The sequence below is a fragment of the Streptomyces sp. JJ66 genome (assembly GCF_019303495.1).
GTDB lineage: Bacteria > Actinomycetota > Actinomycetes > Streptomycetales > Streptomycetaceae > Streptomyces.
This window is the reverse complement of the sequence record NZ_JAEVFI010000008.1, coordinates 13109-32153: the sequence shown is the minus strand read 5'-3', so window position 1 is coordinate 32153 and position 19045 is coordinate 13109. Positions and strand designations below refer to the sequence as shown.

Here is a 19045-nt window from a genome sequence, read left to right as displayed (position 1 = left end):
GACTGCCAAAGGGGCCGGAGGCCGGGGAGGGGCGGGGGCTACCGCTGGCGGTCCACGACGAAGTCGGCCAGGGCGAGGAACTGCGCGCGGACCGCGGACGGCATCGCGACGGTGGAGACCGCGCGCACCGCGGCCCCGTGCTGTCGGCGGGACTCGGCCGCCGTCCAGTCGCGCCCGCCCGCCTCCTCGATCAGCGCCGCCCGCGTCGCGAACTGCGCCTCGTCGAAGTCGTCAACCTCGGCCTGCGGCTTCTTCGCGTCGGCCGTCAGCAGCTCGCCGAGCTGCCGCGCCGCCGCGCCGCCGCCGCCGAGCGCGGCGACGACCGGCAGGGACTTCTTGCGCTTGCGCAGGTCGCTCCAGGTCTGCTTGCCGGTTGCCTGCGGGTCGCCCCAGATGCCCAGCAGGTCGTCCACGGCCTGGAAGGCCAGGCCCAGGTGGTGGCCGTAGGCGCCCAGCGCGTCGGCGGTTGGGTCGTCGGCGCCCGCGAGCACCGCGCCGATGGAGGCGGAGCAGGCCAGCAGCGCGCCGGTCTTGTTGCCCTCCATCTCCAGGCACTCCTCGACGGTGACCCGTTCCCGGTGCTCGTAGGAGATGTCCTGCGCCTGGCCGTCGATCAGTGCGCGGGTGGCACGGGTCAGGCGGCGGGTGGCGCGGGCGGCGTCGGCGGTGCCGAGTTCCAGCAGGATCTCCCCGGCCAGCGCGAACAGCGCGTCGCCGGCGAGGACAGCCTGTGCGGGCCCGTGGACCTTCCACACGGTGTCACGGTGGCGGCGCTGCTCGTCGCCGTCCATGAGGTCGTCGTGCAGGAGGGAGAAGTTGTGTACCAGTTCGACGGCGACGGCGCCGGGGATACCGGTCTTGGGCCCGGCGCCGGCGGCTTCGGCGGACAGCAGGGCGAGGGCGGGACGCACGGCCTTGCCGCCGTCGCCGTCGGCGGGGCGGCCCTCGGCGTCGATCCAGCCGAAGTGGTAGGCGGCGACCGTGTCCATGGGCGGCGCGAGGCGCGCCACGGCGGCCCGGAGCAGGGGCTGCGGCAGCGTGCGCCCGCGGGTGAGCAGAGCGGTCACCGCGGCCGAGTCGATGCCGGCGGGGGCCGGTTGCACCGGGTTCACAGGGTCTCCTTCGCGTTCAGCGGTCGTCCTGACGGCGACTCCCAGGGGGTGTCGCCGGGCGGGTGCCCGAGGCGGGCCAGCGCCGCGCGCGCGGCGGCGTGGCCACTGCGGACCGCGCCTTCCATCGTCGCGGGCCACCCGGTGGCACACCACGCGCCCGCAAGGTACATGCCCGGTGCGTTGGTGTGCGCGGCGGGCCGCAGGCGCTCGACCCCCGGCCCGGGCGCGAACGTGGCGTGCCGCTCGCGGGTGACGAAGAACGCGCGGACGCGGGCGGTACGGGCGGCGGGCAGCAGCCGGGCCAGCGCGGGGAGGTAGCGCTCGCGCAGGACGCGGACGGGGGCGTCGATGTCGGCGTGCGCGGCGGACTGGGACAGGGCGAGGTACTGGCCGCTGTCCGGGGCGAGCCCGCAGGCGGGAGTGCGGTCGAACACCCACTGCACCGGGCTGCCGAGGGCGGCGAAGAAGGGGCGGCGCAGCACCGGGCGGTCGTACAGGACGTGCACGCCCACGATCGGCGCGGTGCCGATGCGGGCGAGGCGGCCCGCATCGGGCAGGGCGCCGGTGGGCAGCAGGGCGGCGGCCCGGTCCTGCGGCACCGCCAGCACCACGGCGTCGGCGGACTCCGGGGAGACTCCGGGGGCGCGGCCGGTGTCCAGGTGCCAGCGTCCGCCGGGGTGCTGCCCGAGCCCGCGCACCCGCACCCCGGTGCGCACGGTGACGCCCGCCGAAGTGAGCGCGCGGCGGGCGAGGGTGTCGTGCGGTGTGCCGAGCGGGACGCGCGCCCAGCCGAGGTCCGCGGCACCGGCGTCGCTGAGCAGGCCGGTGCGGAAGACCATGGCGGCCAGGGCGAGCGAGACGTCGCGGGCGCGGGCGTTGAGCGTGGCCACGCCCACCAGGTCCCACAGCGCCTCGATGCCGCGCGGTGACTGGCCCTGGCGGCGCAGCCAGGTGCCGAAGTCCTGACCGTCCAGCGCCGGGTCGGCCGGGTCCAGACGGCGCAGGGCGAGCGCGGCGCGGGCAGCGCGCAGGCGGTCGGCCGGGGTCAGGTGCGGGTAGCGGGCGAGGGCGGTCGCGAGGTGCAGCGGCACCGGGGCGGCGGTGCGCCGGATGCGGCCGACGCGGCGGGTGCGAGCGTCCAGCACGGGGATGTCCAGGCGGCGTTGCAGCGGGGCCAGCGCCCGGGCCCCGACGCGGTCCAGGAACCAGCGATAGGCGGTGCAGCAGCGCAGGTGCACGTGCTGGCCGTTGTCCACGGTGAGCACTCCGGCCGGGGTCTCGCGGCGGAAGGAGAACGCCAGCCCGCCGAGCCGGGGCCGGGCTTCCAGCAGCGTCGTGGTTACCCCGGCGTCGGCCAGCCGCAGGGCGGCGGTGATTCCGGCCAGTCCGCCGCCGACGACGACGGCGCTGCCTCGGGCGGGCGCCTGGCCGCCTTCCGGGGCGAGCGTGTCGCTCACCGGGCGCTCCGGCGGATGGCACGGCGCACCAGCGCGGCGTCGAGCCCGGTCAGGCCGCGAACCGCCGTGAGGGCCTTCTGCCGGGGCGGGACGCTGACCCGGCCGCGCAGCACGGCGGCCGGGTCGGCCTCGATGCGGTCCAGCAGGCGGCGGTAGATCCCGGCCATGGCCGCCACGCAGGCGGCGGAGCGCCGGTCGAGCTGCGGCAGCAGCCGGTAGCCCTCGGCGAACAGCCGCCGGGCGCGGCGGGCCTGGTGGTGTACGAGGCCGGTGAGGTCGGCGCCGGGTGGGGCGGTGGCCGCGTCGAAGGCGCCCACGCAGCCGAATGCCGCCAGTTCCTCGTAGGGCAGGTAGCTGCGGCCGCTGCGGGCGTCCTCGCGCAGGTCGCGCAGGATGTTGGTGAGCTGCATGGCCAGGCCCAGGGTGTTGGCGTACTCGGGGGCGCGGGCGGCGTCCGGGGCGCCGGGCGCGGTGCCGAAGACGCCGAGGGTGAGCCGCCCGACGGCTCCGGCGACGCAGCGGCAGTAGTCGCGCAGGTCGTCCCAGGTGCGGTAGGTGCGGGCGGTCACGTCCATCAGGACGCCGTCGATCAGCTCGTCGAAGGCGTCCAGCGGCACCGGGTAGCGGTGGGCGGCGTCGGTGAGGGCGAGGGCCACCGGATCGGTGTCGTCGGCGGCCACGGCGCCGTCGCGGACGCGCGCGAGCAGGGTGCGGGCGTCGGCGAGCCGGGCGGTTTTGGTGTCGGCGTCCAGGAAGCCGTCGCCGATGTCGTCCACGCGGCGGGAGAGGGCGTACAGGGCGGACAGGGCGCGGCGCTTGGGCGGGGGCAGCAGGCGGATGCCGTAGGCGAAGTTGCGGGCCTGCTGAGCGGTGACGGTCTCGCAGTAGCCGTAGGCGGCCAGCACGGGCGCGGGCGGCTCCTGGGGGCCGGGGCCGGCGCCGCCAGGGGCTGAGGATTCCCCCGTGGGGTCGGGGGTCGTGGGGGCGCTGGTGGCCGGGGTCATCGAGGGCCTCCTCATCGGACTCGTCGGGCGGCCATCAGGACTGCCGCCGTCTCGCGCAGCACGGCGGGACGGGCCGCGGTGGGGGGCCCGGCCAGGACGTCGTAGCGGGCGGCGGCCAGCGCGCGCAGGGCCGCGCGGCCTCCGCCGGCGTATCCGGCCAGCAGCAGCCGCAGCCGCCCCGGCACACTCGCCACCAGGCCGGTGCCTTCGTCCAGCAGTGCGAAGGAACGTTCCGCCAGGCAGGCGACGACGCTGCGCAGCGCCGCGCAGGTGACCGGTGCGTCCAGGTCCGCCTCGCGCACGCCGAAGCGGGCCAGGTCCTCGGCCGGGAGGTAGACGCGGCCACGGGCGCGGTCCTCAGCCACGTCCTGAAGGTGTTCGACGACCTGGAGCGCGGTGCACACCGCGTCGGAGCGGCGCACCCGCTCGGGTGAGGCGGTGCCGGTGACGGCGAGCACCAGGCGGCCCACCGGGTGGGCGGACAGCGCGCAGTAGCCGAGCAGTTCTTCCCAGGTGGTGTAGGTGTGGCGGTGCTGGTCGAGTCGGCCCGCCTCGATCAGTGCGAGGAACGGCTCGGCGGTCAGCGCGTGGGCCCGGACGGCGGGGAGCAGGGCGCGCACCAGCGGGTGACGCGGGCCTGGCGCTCCGGGCCACCGCGCGGCGTCCAGCAGACGGTGGACGTCCGCCTCGGCGGCGTCCAGCAGGGCGGGCCGGTCCTCGGCGTGCTCGGGCGGGACGCCGAACAGGCGGGCGTCGGCGCCGCCGGGGGCCAGATCGCCGTCGCCGATGTCGTCCACCAGCCGGGCGTAGCCGTAGACGGCCAGCAGGGCGGCGCGCCCGGCGGCGGGCAGGAAGGCGGGGGCCACGGGGAAGTTCTCCGCCGCCGCCTGGTCGAGCACGCCGCGCACGGGGGCCTGTGCCGTGGGCGTCCAGGCGGTCACCACGCGTGGCCCCTCTCCACTGCCGTCACGCCTCGTTTCTACCTTGATTGCCAGATAATCTGCATTTCAGACACGCGGGGGGGGGTTGTCGCTGGGCGGGCGAGGGGTGGGCGCCCCTCCCGGAACTGGGGCTCCGCCCGGGCCGCGAGAGCGACGCCCGGCGCTCTCCTCGAACCCCTCAACTACCGCCGGGAGGTACCCCGGGACGGATTACTTGCTGGTGAACTCCTCGTAGGCCTTCATGACGACCTCGGTCGGGCCGTCCATGCGGAGTTCGCCCTTCTCCAGCCACAGCACCCGGTCGCAGGTGTCCCGGATCGACTTGTTGTTGTGGCTGACCAGGAAGACCGTCCCGGCCTCCCTGCGCAGTTCCCGGATGCGGTTCTCCGAGCGCTTCTGGAACTTCTTGTCGCCCGTGGCCAGCGCCTCGTCGATCATCAGCACGTCGTGATCCTTGGCGGCGGCGATGGAGAACCGCAGCCGCGCGGACATGCCGGAGGAGTACGTGCGCATCGGCAGGGTGATGAAGTCACCCTTCTCGTTGATGCCGGAGAAATCCACGATGTCCTGGTAGCGCGCGCGGATCTCCTCGCGGGACATGCCCATCGCCAGGCCGCCCAGCACGACGTTGCGCTCGCCGGTGAGGTCGTTGAGCAGCGCCGCGTTGACGCCGAGCAGCGAGGGCTGCCCGTCGGTGTAGACCTTGCCGCGCTCGGGCGGCAGCAGCCCGGCGATGGCGCGCAGCAGCGTGGACTTGCCCGACCCGTTGGAGCCGATCAGCCCGATGGCCTCACCCCGGTAGGCGGTGAAGCTCACGCCCTTGACGGCGTGCACCTCGCGCACCCGGCCGCCGCCGGGCTTGCGCCGCATGATCCGGTTCAGTGCCGCCGTCGCGCTGCCCTTGCCGCGCGCGCCGCCATAGACCCGGTAGACGATGTGCACGTCGTCCGCGATGACCGTCGGACGCCGGTCCGGTGCCTGCGGGGCTTTCGCCAGGTTCGTGGGGGTCGTCGGGTCAGCCACGGCCATACCGCTCCTCGGCCTTCCAGAAGTAGACGAAGCCGAACACCCCGGCGAGCAGCGCCCAGCCCAGGGCCAGAAGCCACGGGAAAGGCGTGAGGTCGGCGTAGGTGTAGTCGTCGATGAGCGCGAAACGCATCAGGTCCATGAACACCGCGGCCGGGTTGGCCGCGATCAGGTCGGCCGCCCACACCGGCAGTTTCGCGTTGGTCACCAGCATGTGGTGCAGCGGGAACATCACCCCGGAGGCGTACATCCAGGTGCGCAGCACGAAGGGCATGAGCTGGGCCAGGTCCGGGGTGCTGCTGCCGAGGCGCGCGAAGATCATGGCCAGGCCGCCGTTGAAGACGAACTGAAGTCCCAGCACCGGGATCACCAGCAGCCAGGACAGACCCGGGCGCTGTCCGAAGGCCAGCAGCACGACCAGCATCACCACCATCGAGTACAGCAGCTGCTGGAGCTGCTGGAGCACGAAGGCCAGGGGCAGTGAGGCGCGGGGGAAGTGCAGCGCCCGCACCAGACCCTGGTTGGAGGAGATGGCCCGCACGCCCGAGAGCACCGACTGCTGGCTGAAGGTGAAGACGAACACCCCGATCACCAGAAACGGCACGTAGTTACCGTCACCGCCGGGCACTCCCTCCCTGCCGTTCAGAATCAGCCCGAAGATCAGGAAGTAGACCGCCGCGTTCAGCAGCGGGGTGGCGACCTGCCAGAGCTGGCCGAGCTTGGCCTGGCTGTACTGGGCCTGCAGCTTGGCCCGGGAGAAGGCTCCGATGAAGTGCCGCCGGTGCCACAGCTGCCGGACGTACTCGGGCAGCGAAGGGCGCGCGCCGCTGACGCTCAGCCCGTACTTATCCGCCAGCTGGGCAGGCGTCAGGGCGTCGTCGGGATGAGGGGGCGCGTGCATGGCGACCGCACGTTCGTGCGCAGACTCGCTCACGGTGAAACTTACGTCCTCTGGTGTGGAGGGGGCCGGGTGCTGATGTTCTCAGACCCGAGCATTTCAGATGACGGGAGGTCGTCCCAGCCGGGTCATGCGCCACACCGTACGCCAGCGCATGGGGCGCCGGGGACCGCACGGGGTCGCCCAGCCCTCGCGGAAACCGCCCAGCCAGGCGCGCAGCGCGGCGCGGGAGGGGCGGCGCAGCAGGGTGAGCAGCACCCACACGCCGAGGTAGACGGGGACGAGCGGCAGCGGCAGGCGGCGGCGGGCCAGCCACACGCGGTTGCGCGCCACCATGCGGTGGTAGACCGCGTGGCGGCTGGGCAGCGTCTTCGGGTGGTGCAGGACGAGGTCGGCCCGGTAGTCGATCTCCCACCCGGCGTCCAGCGCCCGCCAGGCGAGGTCGGTCTCCTCGTGGGCGTAGAAGAAGTCGTCGGGCAGCCCGCCGACCTGCTGGAGGACGGCCGTGCGCACCGCGCTGGCACCGCCGAGGAAGGTGGTGACGCGCGAGGAGCGCATCGGGGCGGCGGCGCGCAGCCGGGGCACGTGGCGGCGCTGGGTCTCGCCGGAGGCGGGGTCGGCGATGCGGAAGCTGACGATGCCCAGCTGGCTGTCGTCGGCGAACGCCTGGCGCAGCAGCTCGGCGGTGTCGGCGCGCGGGAGCAGCCCGTCGTCGTCCAGGAAGAGGATGACGTCCACCTCGCGCCCCCCGGTCCCGAACAGCTCGACGCCCGCGTTGCGCCCGCCGGGGATGCCCAGGTTCTCGGGCAGTTCCCGCGTGCGCAGGCCGCCGGGGAGGTCGGGCAGCTCAGGCAGCGGGGCGCCGTTGCCGACGACGGCGACCTGTACCGGGTCACCGTCCTGCCGGGTGACGGACTCCAGCAGCGCGCGCAGCTCCGCGGGCCGGTCACCCATGGTGAGGATCACCGCGCCGAGCCGGAGCGGGGCCGTGCCCGCCGGGCCGCCGCTCACCGGAGCCTGCTGGAGGCCAGGACGGACACCAGGTGCAGCAGGGTTTGCAGCAGCGCGATGGCGGCGAGCACGGCCACGCCGAGCCGGGTGTAGAACAGGTCGCCCCGGGCGGCGTCCACGATGGCCAGGAGCAGGATCAGCAGCGACGCCTCGATGCCGAGGACCAGCCGGTGGAACTTCAGCGCGGCGGCGGCGCGGCGGGCCAGTGCCAGCCCGGACGAGCGCGGTTCGGACGCCGCTTCCTGGACCGGCGGCAGCCCGCCCTGGTGGCGGGCGACAGCGACGAGATCGGTCTCCGCCTTGATCAGGACGGCGCCGAGCGCGGCGAGGGTGCCCAGGAAGGCCCACAGCCACTCCACGCCCCCCGTGCCCCAGGGGTCGGCGGCCCGCAGGCCGAAGCCGACCAGCACGGCGGCGTCGCACAGGTAGGCGCCGACTCGGTCCAGGTACACCCCGCCGAGCGAGAACTGCCGCTTCCAGCGCGCGATCTCGCCGTCCACACAGTCGAGCAGCAAATAGAGCTGGACCATCACCACGCCGAGGACGGCGCCCCAGATCCCCGGCACCAGCAGCGCGGGGGCGGCGAGGACGCCCGCGAGTGTCATCACGTAGGTGAGCTGGTTGGGTGTGACGCGGGTGCCTACCAGGTGGCGGTCCACGCGCAGGGAGATCTCGCGCATGTAGAGCCGCCCGGCCCAGTGCTCGCCGCTGCGCCGGTCCTTGACGCCCTCGGGGTGGACGACCGGCCTGAGTTCAGCTACCGATGGCTTTGGCATAGTCGGCGTACGCGTCCCTGATCTGGTCGGTGGACAGGTCGAGGTGTTCGAGGATGGTGTACCGCCCGGGCCGGGTCTGGGGGGCGTACTCCACGGCCGTGACGAACTCCTCGACGCCGAAGCCGATGTCCTGCGGCAGCACCGGCTGGCCGTGGCGGCGCAGCACCTCCACCATCAGGCCGCACTCCTGGTGCGCGCCGCGCAGGTGCATGGCGAAGGCGGCACCGAGGCCGCACTGCTCGCCGTGGCTGGCGGCCCGCTTGGGGTACAGCAGGTCGAAGGCGTGGTTGATCTCGTGGCAGGCGCCGGAGGCGGGACGGCTGTCGCCGGCCACCGACATGGAGATACCGGTGAGTACCAGGCCCTCGGCGAGCACGGTGAGGAAGCCGTCGTCGCCGATGTCGCCGGGGTGGCGCAGGACGGCCTCACCGGCCTGCCGGGCCATGGCGGCGGCGAGCCCGTCGATCTTCTCGCCGGTGGCCCGGTGGGAGAGTTCCCAGTCGGCGACGGCGGAGATGTTGGAGATCACGTCTCCGATGCCGGAGCGCACGAAGCGGCTGGGTGCCTGGCGCACGACGTCGAGGTCGATGACGACGGCGATCGGGTTCGGCACGCCGTAGGAGCCGCGCCCCGCGTCGTTGTCGAGCGTGGCCACCGGGGAGCACAGGCCGTCGTGCGAGAGGTTGGTGGCGACGGCCACCAGGGGCAGGCCGATCCGGGCGGCGGCGAACTTGGCACAGTCGATGATCTTGCCGCCGCCCAGGCCCACGACCGCGTCGTAGCGGCCTGACTTCATGGCGTCGGCGAGCTTGACCGCGTCGTCCAGCGTGCCGCCGCCGACCTCGTACCAGCTCGCGCCGGGCAGCGCGGGCGCGAGGCGTTCACGCAGCGCCGCGCCGGAGCCGCCGCTGATGGCGACGGCCAGCGTGCCGGAGGCGGAGATCCGCTCGTCGGCCAGCACTGAGGCCAGGTCCTCCAGCGCGCCCCGGCGGATATCGACGACGACCGGCGAGGGGATGAGCCGGGTCAGTACTGGCACGCGATCTCCCGGCCCTTGGCGAGGTCGTCGTGGTTGTCGATCTCGACCCACCGCACGTCCCCGATGGGCTCGACGTCAATCGTGACGCCACGGCTGACCAGCTCCTGGTAGCCGTCCTCGTAGTACAGGTCCGGGTCGCGCTCGAAGGTGGTCCGCAGCGCGTCGGCCAGCGCCTCGGCGGCCTCGCCCTCGATGAGGGTGACGCCGATGTACTCGCCGGTCGCCTCGGCCGGGTCCATCAGCTTGGTGATCTTGCGGACGCCGCCGCTGTCGTCGGTGACGACCTTCATCTCCTCGTCGGCGAGCTGCTTGACGGTGTCCAGCGCGAGCACGATCTGGCCCTTGCCGCGCGCCGCGAGCAGCGTCTTCTCGACGGAGACCGGGTGGACGGTGTCACCGTTGGCCAGGATCACACCCTGCTTGATGACATCCCGCGCGCACCACAGGGAGTAGGCGTTGTTCCACTCCTCGGCCTTGTCGTTGTCGATCAGGGTGAGCTTGAGACCGTAACGGCTCTCCAGCTCCTCCTTGCGCGCGTACACGGCCTCCTTGCGGTAGCCCACGACGATGGCGACCTCGGTGAGACCGACCTCGGCGAAGTTGCCCAGGGTGAGGTCGAGCACGGTGGTCTCGCCGTCCACGGGTACGAGCGCCTTGGGGAGGGTGTCGGTGTAGGGACGCAGACGCCGTCCGGCGCCAGCGGCCAGCACGAGGCCGATCATGCGGGTACTCCTGTTTCGTCGTGTACTGCGGGCGCCGCGGCGGACACCCAGAAGCGGATGCTCTCGGCGAGCACCACGAGAGCCACGGTCCCGGCGAGCACCGAGAGCGCGAGGGGGAAGCCGGTGCCGCCGGACCACAGGGCGGCGGCGACGGTGACCAGCAGGGTGCGGCCCTCCTGCCCCCCGACGGCCCGCACCAGCAGCCGGGGCGGGGCCCCGGCGCCACCGCGGATGCGGTACACCGTGTCGTAGTGATGGTAGGCGACCGCCGCCACCAGGCAGAAAGCCACTGGCAACGCGGTGTTTACCCCGGGCGCCGCGTTCGCCTGGGACGAAGCGGCCAGCGCCAGCACCGTGCCGTACTCGGCGGCCCGGAAGAGTGGCGGGACCAGCCAGTCCAGCGGCCCGGCCAGCGGGCGTGCGACGGCCCAGCCGGACAGCAGCACGTACAGCGCGGCGGCGGCCACGGGAATCCAGGAGCCCGCCGGTGCCCACAGCGCGGCGCCGGCGACGGCGACGGCGCCGAGCGCGGCGAACACCGGGGCGAGACGCCGGGCGGGCGGCGCGGTGCGGGCGGCCAGCTCGGCGAGCGGACCGGCGTCGCACAGGTCGGCCAGGGCGCGGGCGGCCCCCACGGTGCGGGGAGCTTGCCGGGTGACCGAGCGCAGCACGCGGCCCGCGGTGGTGTAGCAGGCGGCGAGCACACTCCCGGCGATGAGGACGACCAGCGTGGTGCGCGGCGTGGTGAGCGCGGTGAGCACGGCGATCAGCGCCCAGCGTTCACCGATGGGCAGCACGATCATGCGGCGCGCCCACACCGTCCAGCCGACGCGGTCCAGGCGCCCGGACAGGGCGGCGGTGGGGCTGGCGTGCCCCGCACCGCCGGTATCGGCACCTTGTGGGCCGGCGGACGTTTCGTAGTGGTTGCCCTCGGTGAAGGAGAAATCGACCACGTGCCGGACGGTCTGGATCACCATGGCGCCCAGTGCCAGCGCCCACACGTCATCGCCACCACGGGCCGCGCCGAGCGCGAGCCCGGCCAGGAAGGCGTACTCCTTGGCCCGGTCGAAGGTGGCGTCCAGCCAGGCACCGAGCGTGGAGTAGCGCAGCGCGTAGCGGGCGAGCTGGCCGTCGGCACAGTCCAGCAGGAAGGAGGCGATGAGCAGCACGCCGCCCGCGGCGAAGCCTGCCCGGGTGCCGCTGGCGGCGCAGGCCGCGGCGAGCAGGGCGACCAGCAGCGATGCCGTGGTGACGTGGTTGGGGGTCAGACCGCGCCGGGCGCACCAGCGGGCGACGTAGCGCGAGTACGGGCTGATGAAGAACGTGGTGAAGAACCCATCGCGGGACTTCACGGCCGAGCGCAGCCGCACCCGCTCGTCGTCCACGGCGGCGGTGGCGGCGCGGGCGGCGGCCAGCGCCTCGGCGTCGGCGGGGACGGCGGCGACGAGCACGCCGAGGTCGGGCCGGTGCACCGGGACGCCAGCGGTCTCCAGGGCGGCGGGGACGGCCTGGGGGTCGGGGTCAGCGGCCACAGCACGGGCGAGAGCGCCGCGGGCCTGCGGCTGGGCGGTGACGGCACCGGGGATCGCGGCGGCCGGGAAACGCGGATCGGTCAGCGCCAGGCGCAGGCTGTGCGGGTGCCCGGTGAAGCGGTGGTCAACGACCGCGGCCCGCTCCGCCGCCGGCACGGCGGCCAGGAGCGCGGCGACGCCGGACGGTGCGGCGGCGGTCCGCACGGTGAAGCCGAGCGACCGCAGGTCGCCCTCGAGCGTCGATCCGGCGGCCGGGGGGCCGGTGAGGATGGCGGTCGGCAGGCGGACTCACTCCTTGACAGCGGGCCGGTGCGTGAGGTGCGGCCGGTCTCCGGCTGAGAGCGGGGCAGCGCCGGGCGGCGCACCGACCGCCTGTTCAGCCGAGGGGGTGGCGGTGTTTGCCCGGCAGAGGCTATCCGATTTCACAAGCGGCTGTTCATCACCCGTTCAGCGGCTCGGGGTTGCCCGCGTTACGCGGCCTTTGGTTCTGGCGACCGGTGTGACGTGCGCGGCGAGCGCGGGTGCTCGGGGCGCCAGGGCCGGTCGGACGCTCCGGCCGCACGCGCGCGGCCGGGCACCCGCGCAGCCGGGTGCAAGCGGGTCGCAACGCTCTGAGCTGCGCGACAAAGTCGCAGGTCAGGGCACATGACAACGGTGTTCAATGCCGCGTTGCCCATACCCCCGACCCGTAGTTCACTGGGGTCCGTAACCGAGGAACGGGAGGCGTGCGCATGGGCGCGGGGCACCACCACACAGGGCCATCACCGGGAACGTCCGGCACCGCTTCGGCGGCGTACCGGGGGCGGCTGCTGATCGCGCTGGTGATCGCCGTCACCCTGCTGGTGGTGCAGCTCGTCGGAGCCTGGCTGACCGGTTCGCTGGCCCTGCTCGCCGACGCCGGGCACGTGGCGACCGACGCCACGGGCATCGCCGTCGCGCTCGCCGCCATCGGCTTCGCCGCCCGGCCGGCGTCCGAACGGCGCACCTTCGGCTTCGCCCGGGCAGAGATTCTGGCCGCGCTGCTGAACTGCGTGCTGCTGCTCGGGGTGGGCGGTTACATCGTGGTGGAGGCGGTGAAACGGTTCCAGGAACCCGCCGAGGTACCGGGTGTCCCAACCGTCATCGTCGGTGTGATCGGCCTGGCGCTGAACTGCCTGTCGCTGCTGCTGCTCATGCGGGGGCAGAAGGAGAGCCTGAACGTGCGCGGCGCCTTCTTGGAGGTGCTGGCCGACACGCTCGGCTCGCTCGCCGTCGTCGCCTCCGCGCTAGTGATCATCGTCACCGGCTGGACGCGGGCCGACGTGGTCGCCTCCCTGATCATCGCGCTGATGATCGTACCGCGCACAGTGAAGCTGGCCCGGGAGGCGCTGGACGTGCTGCTGGAGGCGGCGCCCAAGGACGTGGACGTGGCGGAAGTGCGGCGGCACATCCTCGACGTCACCGGGGTGGAGTCCCTGCACGACCTGCACGTGTGGACCATCACCTCGGGCATGCCCGTGCTGTCGGTGCACGTCGTGGTCGAGGACAAGCTGCTGGAAGCCGGTGAGCACGACCGGGTGCTGCACGACCTCCAGGCGTGTCTGGGCGCCCACTTCGACGTCGCGCACTGCACGTTCCAGCTCGAACCGCGCGGCCACTGGGCGCACGAGGCCCAGGTGTGCCACTGACCCCGCGGGTGACAGCTGGCGGGCGCCCGATCACGCACACTGGGGAGAGCCCCCGGAAGACGAGGATCGGTATGACTGACGCCATGACAACTCCGATCATGCTGGAACTGGTCGACGAGGACGGCGTGACGACCGGCACCGCGGAGAAGCTCTCCGCGCACCAGCCGCCGGGACATCTGCACCGGGCGTTCTCGGTCTTCCTCTTCGACGACACGGGACGCCTGCTGCTCCAGCGCCGCGCGCTGGGCAAGTACCACTCCCCCGGCGTGTGGTCCAACACCTGCTGCGGGCACCCCTATCCCGGCGAGCCGCCGTTCGTGGCGGCGGCCCGCCGGGTCGGCGAGGAGCTGGGGGTGGCGCCCGTGCTGCTGGCGGAGGCGGGCACGGTGACCTACCGGCACCCGGACCCGGCGTCGGGGCTGGTGGAGAGCGAGTACAACCACCTGTTCGCCGGACTGGTGCGGGCGGAGCCCCGGCCCGACCCCGCCGAGATCGCGGAGACCGCCTTCGTCACCCCGGACGAACTGGCCGCGCGGCACGCGCGCGACCCGTTCTCCGCCTGGTTCCTGACCGTCCTCGACGCGGCCCGCGACGGCATCCGCGCGGTGGCCCCCGAGGCCGGGTGGTAGGCCGTTCCTCGCGAGGAGGCGGGGGCGCTCGTGTGCTGCGGGGGCGCGCCTTCGGCGTGCTGCCCCGGGCGGTCTTCCGGCGCCCTGTCCGGGGGTCTTCGGGCTCACGGGCAGGCACCCTCACGTGCGGGCTACGCCGGTGCCGGTGCCCACAGCGGCAGGCACGCCCAGATGACCTTGCCGCCCGCCGCCGTCTGCTCGACGTCGCATGTGCCGGCGAACTCCGCGCACACCGCTTTCACCAGCAGCAGCCCGCGCCCGCCCACGTGCTCCAGGGCCGGGTCGGCGGCCAGCGCCTTCGGCCGGTAGGGGTGTCCGTCCTCGACGGCCACCCGCACCCACCCAGAGCCGATCGACATCTCGACGCCCAGCTCGGGCGAGAGCAGCGCCGCGTGCCGCACGGAGTTCGTCACCAGCTCGGAGACGATGAGCAGCAGGCCATCCATCACCTCGGTGGAGACGGGCGCGCCCTGCCGTCTGACGAGATCCCGCACCGCGTGCCGCACCCGCGGCACCGAGGAGTCCAGCGCCGGGGCGGTGAACCGCCAGGTGCCTTCGTAGGCCACCGCACCCGCCGGGGGTGGCTGCAGGGCTCTCCCGCTGCTCTCCATATCGACCGGCACCCGCCCTCGTCTCCACGCGTCCGCGCGGCCCGCTCGCGTCGCCGCCGGGCCGCCTGTGCTTCGAGTGTTGGCCTCCCCGCGCCACGGTTCGGGACCTGTGCGTAACTGGCCATCTTTCGCACGACACGGATCGTTCACGTGCGATCACGATCGCGTGAGGTGCGCAGGCGATCGGTTGTTGCGGCTTTCCGGGCCGCATGCCCGGATTCGTACCCAAGTCCGTCCGTTCCCTCTCCCCGCGTCCCCATTCCTTCGCCATTCCTTCGCCGCGTGCCCCGGTGTCCCAGGCGTGCCCCGCACCCCGGCCGGGCCGGCGGCGCGGCTAGCATCGCGGCCATGGAGTCAGGGCTGGTCTGCACGGTGGAGGGCGCGGTGGCGACCGTGCGCCTCCACCACCCCGCCAAGCGCAACGCGATGACGGCGGCGATGTGGCGGGAGCTGCCGCCGCTGCTGGACCGGCTGGCGGCTGACGCGGTGGTGCGGGCCCTGGTGCTGACCGGCTCAGGTGAGACCTTCTGCACGGGCGCCGACATCGCCTCCCTGCGCGGCTCCCCACGCGGAGACGACGCGCCGCAGGGCCTCGCACTGGCCGCCGAGGAGGCGCTGGCCACCTTCCCCAAGCCCACGCTCGCGGCGGTGCGCGGCTACTGCGTGGGCGGTGGCTGCCAACTGGCCGTCGCCTGCGACCTGCGGTTCGCGGCCACGGGGGCCGTGTTCGGCATCACCCCGGCCAAGCTCGGCATCGTCTACGGCGCCGCCTCCACCCGGCGCCTGGTCTCCCTGGTGGGTCCGGCGACCGCCAAGTACCTGCTGTTCTCGGGTGAGTTGATCGACTCCGCGCGCGCCTTGCGCACTGGCCTGGTGGACGAGGTGCTGGCCCCCGGGGACCTGGACAGCCGGGTGGCGGCGTTCACCAGCGTCCTGACCCAGCGCTCGCAGCTGACGCAGGCGGCGGCGAAGGAGTTCGCGGCGGGGCCCGCGGCACCGGAGCGGATCGCCCACTGGCAGCGCGAGGCGGCGGGCGGCGACGAGGCGGCCGAGGGCGTCGCCGCGTTCCTGGAGCGCCGCCCGCCACGGTTCACCTGGGCGCTCGACGCCCCTTCGCACGGCGCCGCCGACCAGTCGCGTACGACACGCTAGTCAGCTAAGCGACTGCTCAGTACCCTGCCCGGTATGACGCACCTCGACGAGCGCGCCGGACGGCGCTGCCACCACGCCATCAACCCGCTGCACTCGACGGTCTACTTCTCCCCCGACGCCGCCGGGGAGCTGGCGGCACTCGGTGTCACCGACCGGTCCGCCGCCTACTTCGTCTCCCGCGCCGCCGCCATGGGCGCCGTGGGCCCCGGCACCGTCGCGGCGACGTTCTACAGCTTCAGCTACGACCTCATCGCCCGGCACCTGCCAGCGGCCTGGGAGACGGCGACCCCGCAGCAGGTACTGGCAGCCCGGCTGCGCGGCGCCGACCGCACCCTGCGACGGCTGCTGGGCGAGGAGGCCGTGGCGTCGAAGGACCTGGCCGAGGCCGCACAGCTGGCCCTGCGCGCCGCCGAGGCGTGCGAACGCGGCGCCCGCCCGCTGTACGCCGCGCACGCCGACCTGCCGGTGCCCGGGGAGCCGCACCTGGCCCTGTGGCACGCGGCCACGCTGCTGCGCGAGCACCGCGGCGACGGCCACCTCGCGGTGCTCATGGGCGCGGGCCTGACCGGGCTGGAGGCGCAGGTCAGCCACTCCGCCACCGGCAAGGGCATGACCCCGAAGTGGGCCATGCGCTCCCGGGGCTACGCCCAGGAGGACTGGGACGCCGCCGCCGGACGGCTGCGCGAGCGCGGCGTGCTGGACGCCTCCGGCGAGCTCACCGAGGCCGGTGTGGCGCTGCGCCGGGAGATCGAGGCCGAGACCGACCGCCGGGACCGGGCGCCCTACGAGCACCTGGGTGCCACCGGTGTGGCCCGGCTGACCGAGCTGGGCAACGCCTTCTCCCTGGCCGCCTTCGAGGCAGGCGCCTTCCCCGACGGCGTGTTCGGCAAGGGCTGAGGGCGCGTCAGGCGGCCGGGCGTGCGCCGTCAGGCGGGCTCCGGGAGGCGGAGGCCGGGCGGGCCCGGACGCGGGGGTCCCCCACGCTGTCGGCCCCGCCTGCCACAATGCGGGGCGTGACCGCAACGACCATCTCCATCGAAGCCCGGATCGCCGACGAGCTCGGCGTCGCAGAGCGCCAGGTGCGGGCCGCCGTCGAACTGCTCGACGGCGGCTCGACGGTGCCGTTCATCGCCCGCTACCGCAAGGAGGCCACCGGCACGCTTGACGACGCGCAGCTGCGCACCGTCGAGGAGCGGCTGCGGTACCTGCGGGAGCTGGAGGAGCGGCGCGCCGCGATCCTGGAGTCGGTGCGCGGACAGGGCAAGCTGGACGAGCGTCTGGAAGCCCGGATCCGCGCGGCCGACTCCAAGGCCCGCCTGGAGGACATCTACCTGCCCTACAAGCCCAAGCGCCGCACCAAGGCCCAGATCGCCCGCGAAGCCGGTTTGCAGCCGCTGGCGGACGCGCTGCTGGCGGACCCGTCCGCCGAGCCCCGGGCCGCCGCCGCGCCGTTCGTGGACGCCGGTCAGGGCGTGGCCGACGCCGACGCCGCGCTGGAGGGCGCGCGGGCGATCCTGACCGAACAGTTCTCCGAGGACGCCGACCTGATCGGCGAGCTGCGCGAGCGGATGTGGAACCGGGGCCGCCTGGTAGCCCGCGTCCGGGACGGCAAGGAGGAGCAGGGCGCCAAGTTCGCCGACTACTTCGACTTCGCCGAGCCCTTCACCGCGCTGCCCTCGCACCGCGTGCTGGCCATGCTGCGCGGCGAGAAGGAGGAGGTTCTCGACCTCACCCTGGAACCGGACACCGATGCCGACAGCAGCGCCCCCGGGCCGACGCCCTACGAGCAGGCGATCGCCGCCCGGTTCGGCATCGTCCAGCGCGGCCGCCCGGGCGACGCCTGGCTCGCGGAGACGGTGCGCTGGGCCTGGCGCACCCGCGTCCTGGTGCACCTGGGCATCGACCTGCGCACCCGGCTACGGCAGGCCGCCGAGGACGAGGCCGTCGGCGTCTTCGCGGCCAACCTGCGCGACCTGCTGCTGGCCGCGCCCGCGGGCAGCCGCGCCACGATGGGCCTGGACCCGGGCCTGCGCACCGGCGTGAAGGTGGCCGTGGTGGACGCCACTGGCAAGGTCGCCGCGACGGACACGGTCTACCCGCACGCCCCGCAGCGCAAGTGGGACGAGGCGCTGGCCACTCTGGCGAAGCTGGCCACGGCGCACGACGTGGAACTGATCGCCATCGGCAACGGCACCGCGTCCCGGGAGACGGACAAGCTCGCCGGTGAACTCCTCACCCGCGCCCCGGAGCTGAACCTGACCAAGGTCATGGTCTCCGAGGCCGGTGCCTCGGTGTACTCGGCGTCCGCGTACGCCTCGCAGGAGCTGCCGGAGCTGGACGTGTCGTTGCGCGGCGCCGTCTCCATCGCCCGCCGCCTGCAGGACCCGCTGGCCGAGCTGGTGAAGATCGACCCGAAGTCCATCGGAGTGGGCCAGTACCAGCACGACCTGTCCGAGGTGAAGCTCTCCCGCTCGCTGGACGCGGTGGTGGAGGACTGCGTGAACGGCGTCGGCGTGGACGTCAACACCGCCTCCGCGCCGCTGCTGTCCCGGGTCTCGGGCATCGGCGGCACGCTGGCGGAGAACATCGTCGCCCACCGCGACGCAAGCGGCCCGTTCCGCAGCCGCACCGCGCTCAAGGAGGTGCCGCGGCTGGGACCGAAGGCGTTCGAGCAGTGCGCGGGCTTCCTGCGCATCCGCGGCGGTGACGACCCGCTGGACGCCTCCAGCGTGCACCCCGAGGCGTACCCCGTGGTGCGGCGCATGGCGCAGGCCGACAGCGGCGACGTCGCGGCACTGATCGGCAACGCCAAGGTGCTGCGCGGCCTGCGCGCGGCGGACTTCGTGGACGACACGTTCGGCCTGCCCACTGTCACCGACATCCTCGGCGAGCTGGAGAAGCCGGGCCGTGACCCGCGACCGGCGTTCCGTACGGCCGCGTTCAAGGAGGGCGTGGAGAAGATCGCCGACCTGACGCCGGGCATGGTGCTGGAGGGCGTGGTGACCAATGTCGCCGCCTTCGGGGCGTTCGTGGACGTCGGGGTCCACCAGGACGGGCTGGTGCACGTTTCGGCCATGTCGAAGTCGTTCGTGAAGGACCCGCGCGACGTCGCCAAGCCGGGTGACATCGTGAAGGTGAAGGTGCTGGACGTCGATGAGGCCCGCAAGCGGATCTCGCTGACGCTGCGGCTGGACGACGAGTCCGGCAAGAGCGGCCCCGGCACCGGACGCGGCGGCCAGCGGGGTGCCCAGCGCGGCGGTGACCAGCGCGGTGGCGGCGTGCCCCGGCGGCGCGAGGGCAACCAGCGCGGCGGCCAGCGCCGCCAGGGTCCTCCCCCAGCCAACGACGCCATGGCCGATGCCCTGCGCCGCGCCGGTCTGGCGTAACCCCCGCCAGCCCCTTGCCCCGTGCCCGTCCGGCACCTCACCGGACGGGCACAAGCGTCTCACGCACCACCCGGCGCGCCGG

Annotated in this window: 17 protein-coding genes; 5 read left to right on the top strand and 12 right to left on the bottom strand. The window is 73.9% G+C overall.

What is annotated here, in order from left to right; all coding sequences use genetic code 11:
* Nucleotides 1-38 precede the first annotated feature (38 nt).
* The 11 genes from JJV70_RS07650 to JJV70_RS07600 all read right to left on the bottom strand — a co-directional run bounded on the left by JJV70_RS07650 (nucleotide 39) and on the right by JJV70_RS07600 (nucleotide 11800).
* The gene (locus JJV70_RS07650) at nucleotides 39-1112 is read right to left on the bottom strand and encodes a polyprenyl synthetase family protein (protein WP_219046997.1); all 1074 of its coding nucleotides are present in this window, start codon (nucleotides 1110-1112) and stop codon (nucleotides 39-41) included.
* The gene (gene hpnE, locus JJV70_RS07645; RefSeq protein WP_219046996.1) at nucleotides 1109-2569 is read right to left on the bottom strand and encodes a hydroxysqualene dehydroxylase HpnE; all 1461 of its coding nucleotides are present in this window, start codon (nucleotides 2567-2569) and stop codon (nucleotides 1109-1111) included. Before hpnE ends, JJV70_RS07650 begins: the two co-directional genes overlap by 4 nt.
* Nucleotides 2566-3573 carry a presqualene diphosphate synthase HpnD gene (hpnD, locus tag JJV70_RS07640; RefSeq protein WP_219046995.1) on the bottom strand — a complete coding sequence of 336 codons (1008 nt, stop codon included), beginning with the start codon at nucleotides 3571-3573 and terminating at the stop codon, nucleotides 2566-2568. Before hpnD ends, hpnE begins: the two co-directional genes overlap by 4 nt.
* Nucleotides 3574-3584: 11 nt before the next feature.
* The gene (gene hpnC / locus JJV70_RS07635) at nucleotides 3585-4514 is read right to left on the bottom strand and encodes a squalene synthase HpnC (protein WP_219047129.1); all 930 of its coding nucleotides are present in this window, start codon (nucleotides 4512-4514) and stop codon (nucleotides 3585-3587) included.
* Nucleotides 4515-4724: 210 nt separating this feature from the next.
* Nucleotides 4725-5543, bottom strand: a complete 819-nt coding sequence (locus JJV70_RS07630; protein ID WP_219046994.1) for an ABC transporter ATP-binding protein — start codon at nucleotides 5541-5543, stop codon at nucleotides 4725-4727.
* Complete coding sequence (locus tag JJV70_RS07625; RefSeq protein WP_219047128.1) at nucleotides 5530-6441, bottom strand: ABC transporter permease; 912 nt, start codon at nucleotides 6439-6441, stop codon at nucleotides 5530-5532. Before JJV70_RS07625 ends, JJV70_RS07630 begins: the two co-directional genes overlap by 14 nt.
* Before the next feature lie 96 nt (nucleotides 6442-6537).
* Nucleotides 6538-7392 carry a glycosyltransferase family 2 protein gene (locus JJV70_RS07620; protein ID WP_219047127.1) on the bottom strand — a complete coding sequence of 285 codons (855 nt, stop codon included), beginning with the start codon at nucleotides 7390-7392 and terminating at the stop codon, nucleotides 6538-6540.
* A 53-nt stretch (nucleotides 7393-7445) separates the two neighbouring features.
* Nucleotides 7446-8225 carry a CDP-alcohol phosphatidyltransferase family protein gene (locus JJV70_RS07615; protein ID WP_219046993.1) on the bottom strand — a complete coding sequence of 260 codons (780 nt, stop codon included), beginning with the start codon at nucleotides 8223-8225 and terminating at the stop codon, nucleotides 7446-7448.
* Entirely contained in the window at nucleotides 8203-9264 is a 1062-nt protein-coding gene (locus JJV70_RS07610; protein WP_219046992.1) for an iron-containing alcohol dehydrogenase family protein, read from the bottom strand. The genes JJV70_RS07615 and JJV70_RS07610 overlap by 23 nt, the downstream gene beginning before the upstream one ends.
* Complete coding sequence (locus tag JJV70_RS07605) at nucleotides 9252-9986, bottom strand: sugar phosphate nucleotidyltransferase (RefSeq protein WP_219046991.1); 735 nt, start codon at nucleotides 9984-9986, stop codon at nucleotides 9252-9254. The genes JJV70_RS07610 and JJV70_RS07605 overlap by 13 nt, the downstream gene beginning before the upstream one ends.
* The gene (locus JJV70_RS07600; protein WP_219047126.1) at nucleotides 9983-11800 is read right to left on the bottom strand and encodes a DUF5941 domain-containing protein; all 1818 of its coding nucleotides are present in this window, start codon (nucleotides 11798-11800) and stop codon (nucleotides 9983-9985) included. Before JJV70_RS07600 ends, JJV70_RS07605 begins: the two co-directional genes overlap by 4 nt.
* Nucleotides 11801-12249: 449 nt before the next feature.
* Between JJV70_RS07600 and JJV70_RS07595 the strand changes: the two genes are divergently transcribed.
* Both JJV70_RS07595 and idi read left to right on the top strand, forming a co-directional pair.
* On the top strand, nucleotides 12250-13185 hold the full coding sequence (locus tag JJV70_RS07595) for a cation diffusion facilitator family transporter (protein WP_219047125.1): 936 nt from the start codon (nucleotides 12250-12252) through the stop codon (nucleotides 13183-13185).
* An 83-nt stretch (nucleotides 13186-13268) separates the two neighbouring features.
* Nucleotides 13269-13814: an isopentenyl-diphosphate Delta-isomerase gene (gene idi / locus JJV70_RS07590; protein ID WP_257573575.1), complete on the top strand. Its 546-nt coding sequence runs from the start codon at nucleotides 13269-13271 to the stop codon at nucleotides 13812-13814.
* A gap of 131 nt (nucleotides 13815-13945) precedes the next feature.
* Here idi and JJV70_RS07585 read toward each other — a convergent pair whose 3' ends face one another.
* Entirely contained in the window at nucleotides 13946-14425 is a 480-nt protein-coding gene (locus tag JJV70_RS07585) for an ATP-binding protein (RefSeq protein ID WP_219047123.1), read from the bottom strand.
* A gap of 348 nt (nucleotides 14426-14773) precedes the next feature.
* Between JJV70_RS07585 and JJV70_RS07580 the strand changes: the two genes are divergently transcribed.
* The 3 genes from JJV70_RS07580 to JJV70_RS07570 all read left to right on the top strand — a co-directional run bounded on the left by JJV70_RS07580 (nucleotide 14774) and on the right by JJV70_RS07570 (nucleotide 18963).
* Entirely contained in the window at nucleotides 14774-15577 is an 804-nt protein-coding gene (locus JJV70_RS07580; RefSeq protein WP_219046990.1) for an enoyl-CoA hydratase/isomerase family protein, read from the top strand.
* 33 nt (nucleotides 15578-15610) lie between these two features.
* Nucleotides 15611-16474, top strand: coding sequence for a hypothetical protein (locus JJV70_RS07575; protein WP_219046989.1), 864 nt, complete (start codon nucleotides 15611-15613; stop codon nucleotides 16472-16474).
* A gap of 116 nt (nucleotides 16475-16590) precedes the next feature.
* A complete protein-coding gene (locus JJV70_RS07570) occupies nucleotides 16591-18963 on the top strand; it encodes a Tex family protein (RefSeq protein ID WP_308294731.1) in 2373 nt (790 codons plus the stop codon).
* Nucleotides 18964-19045: the final 82 nt, after the last annotated feature.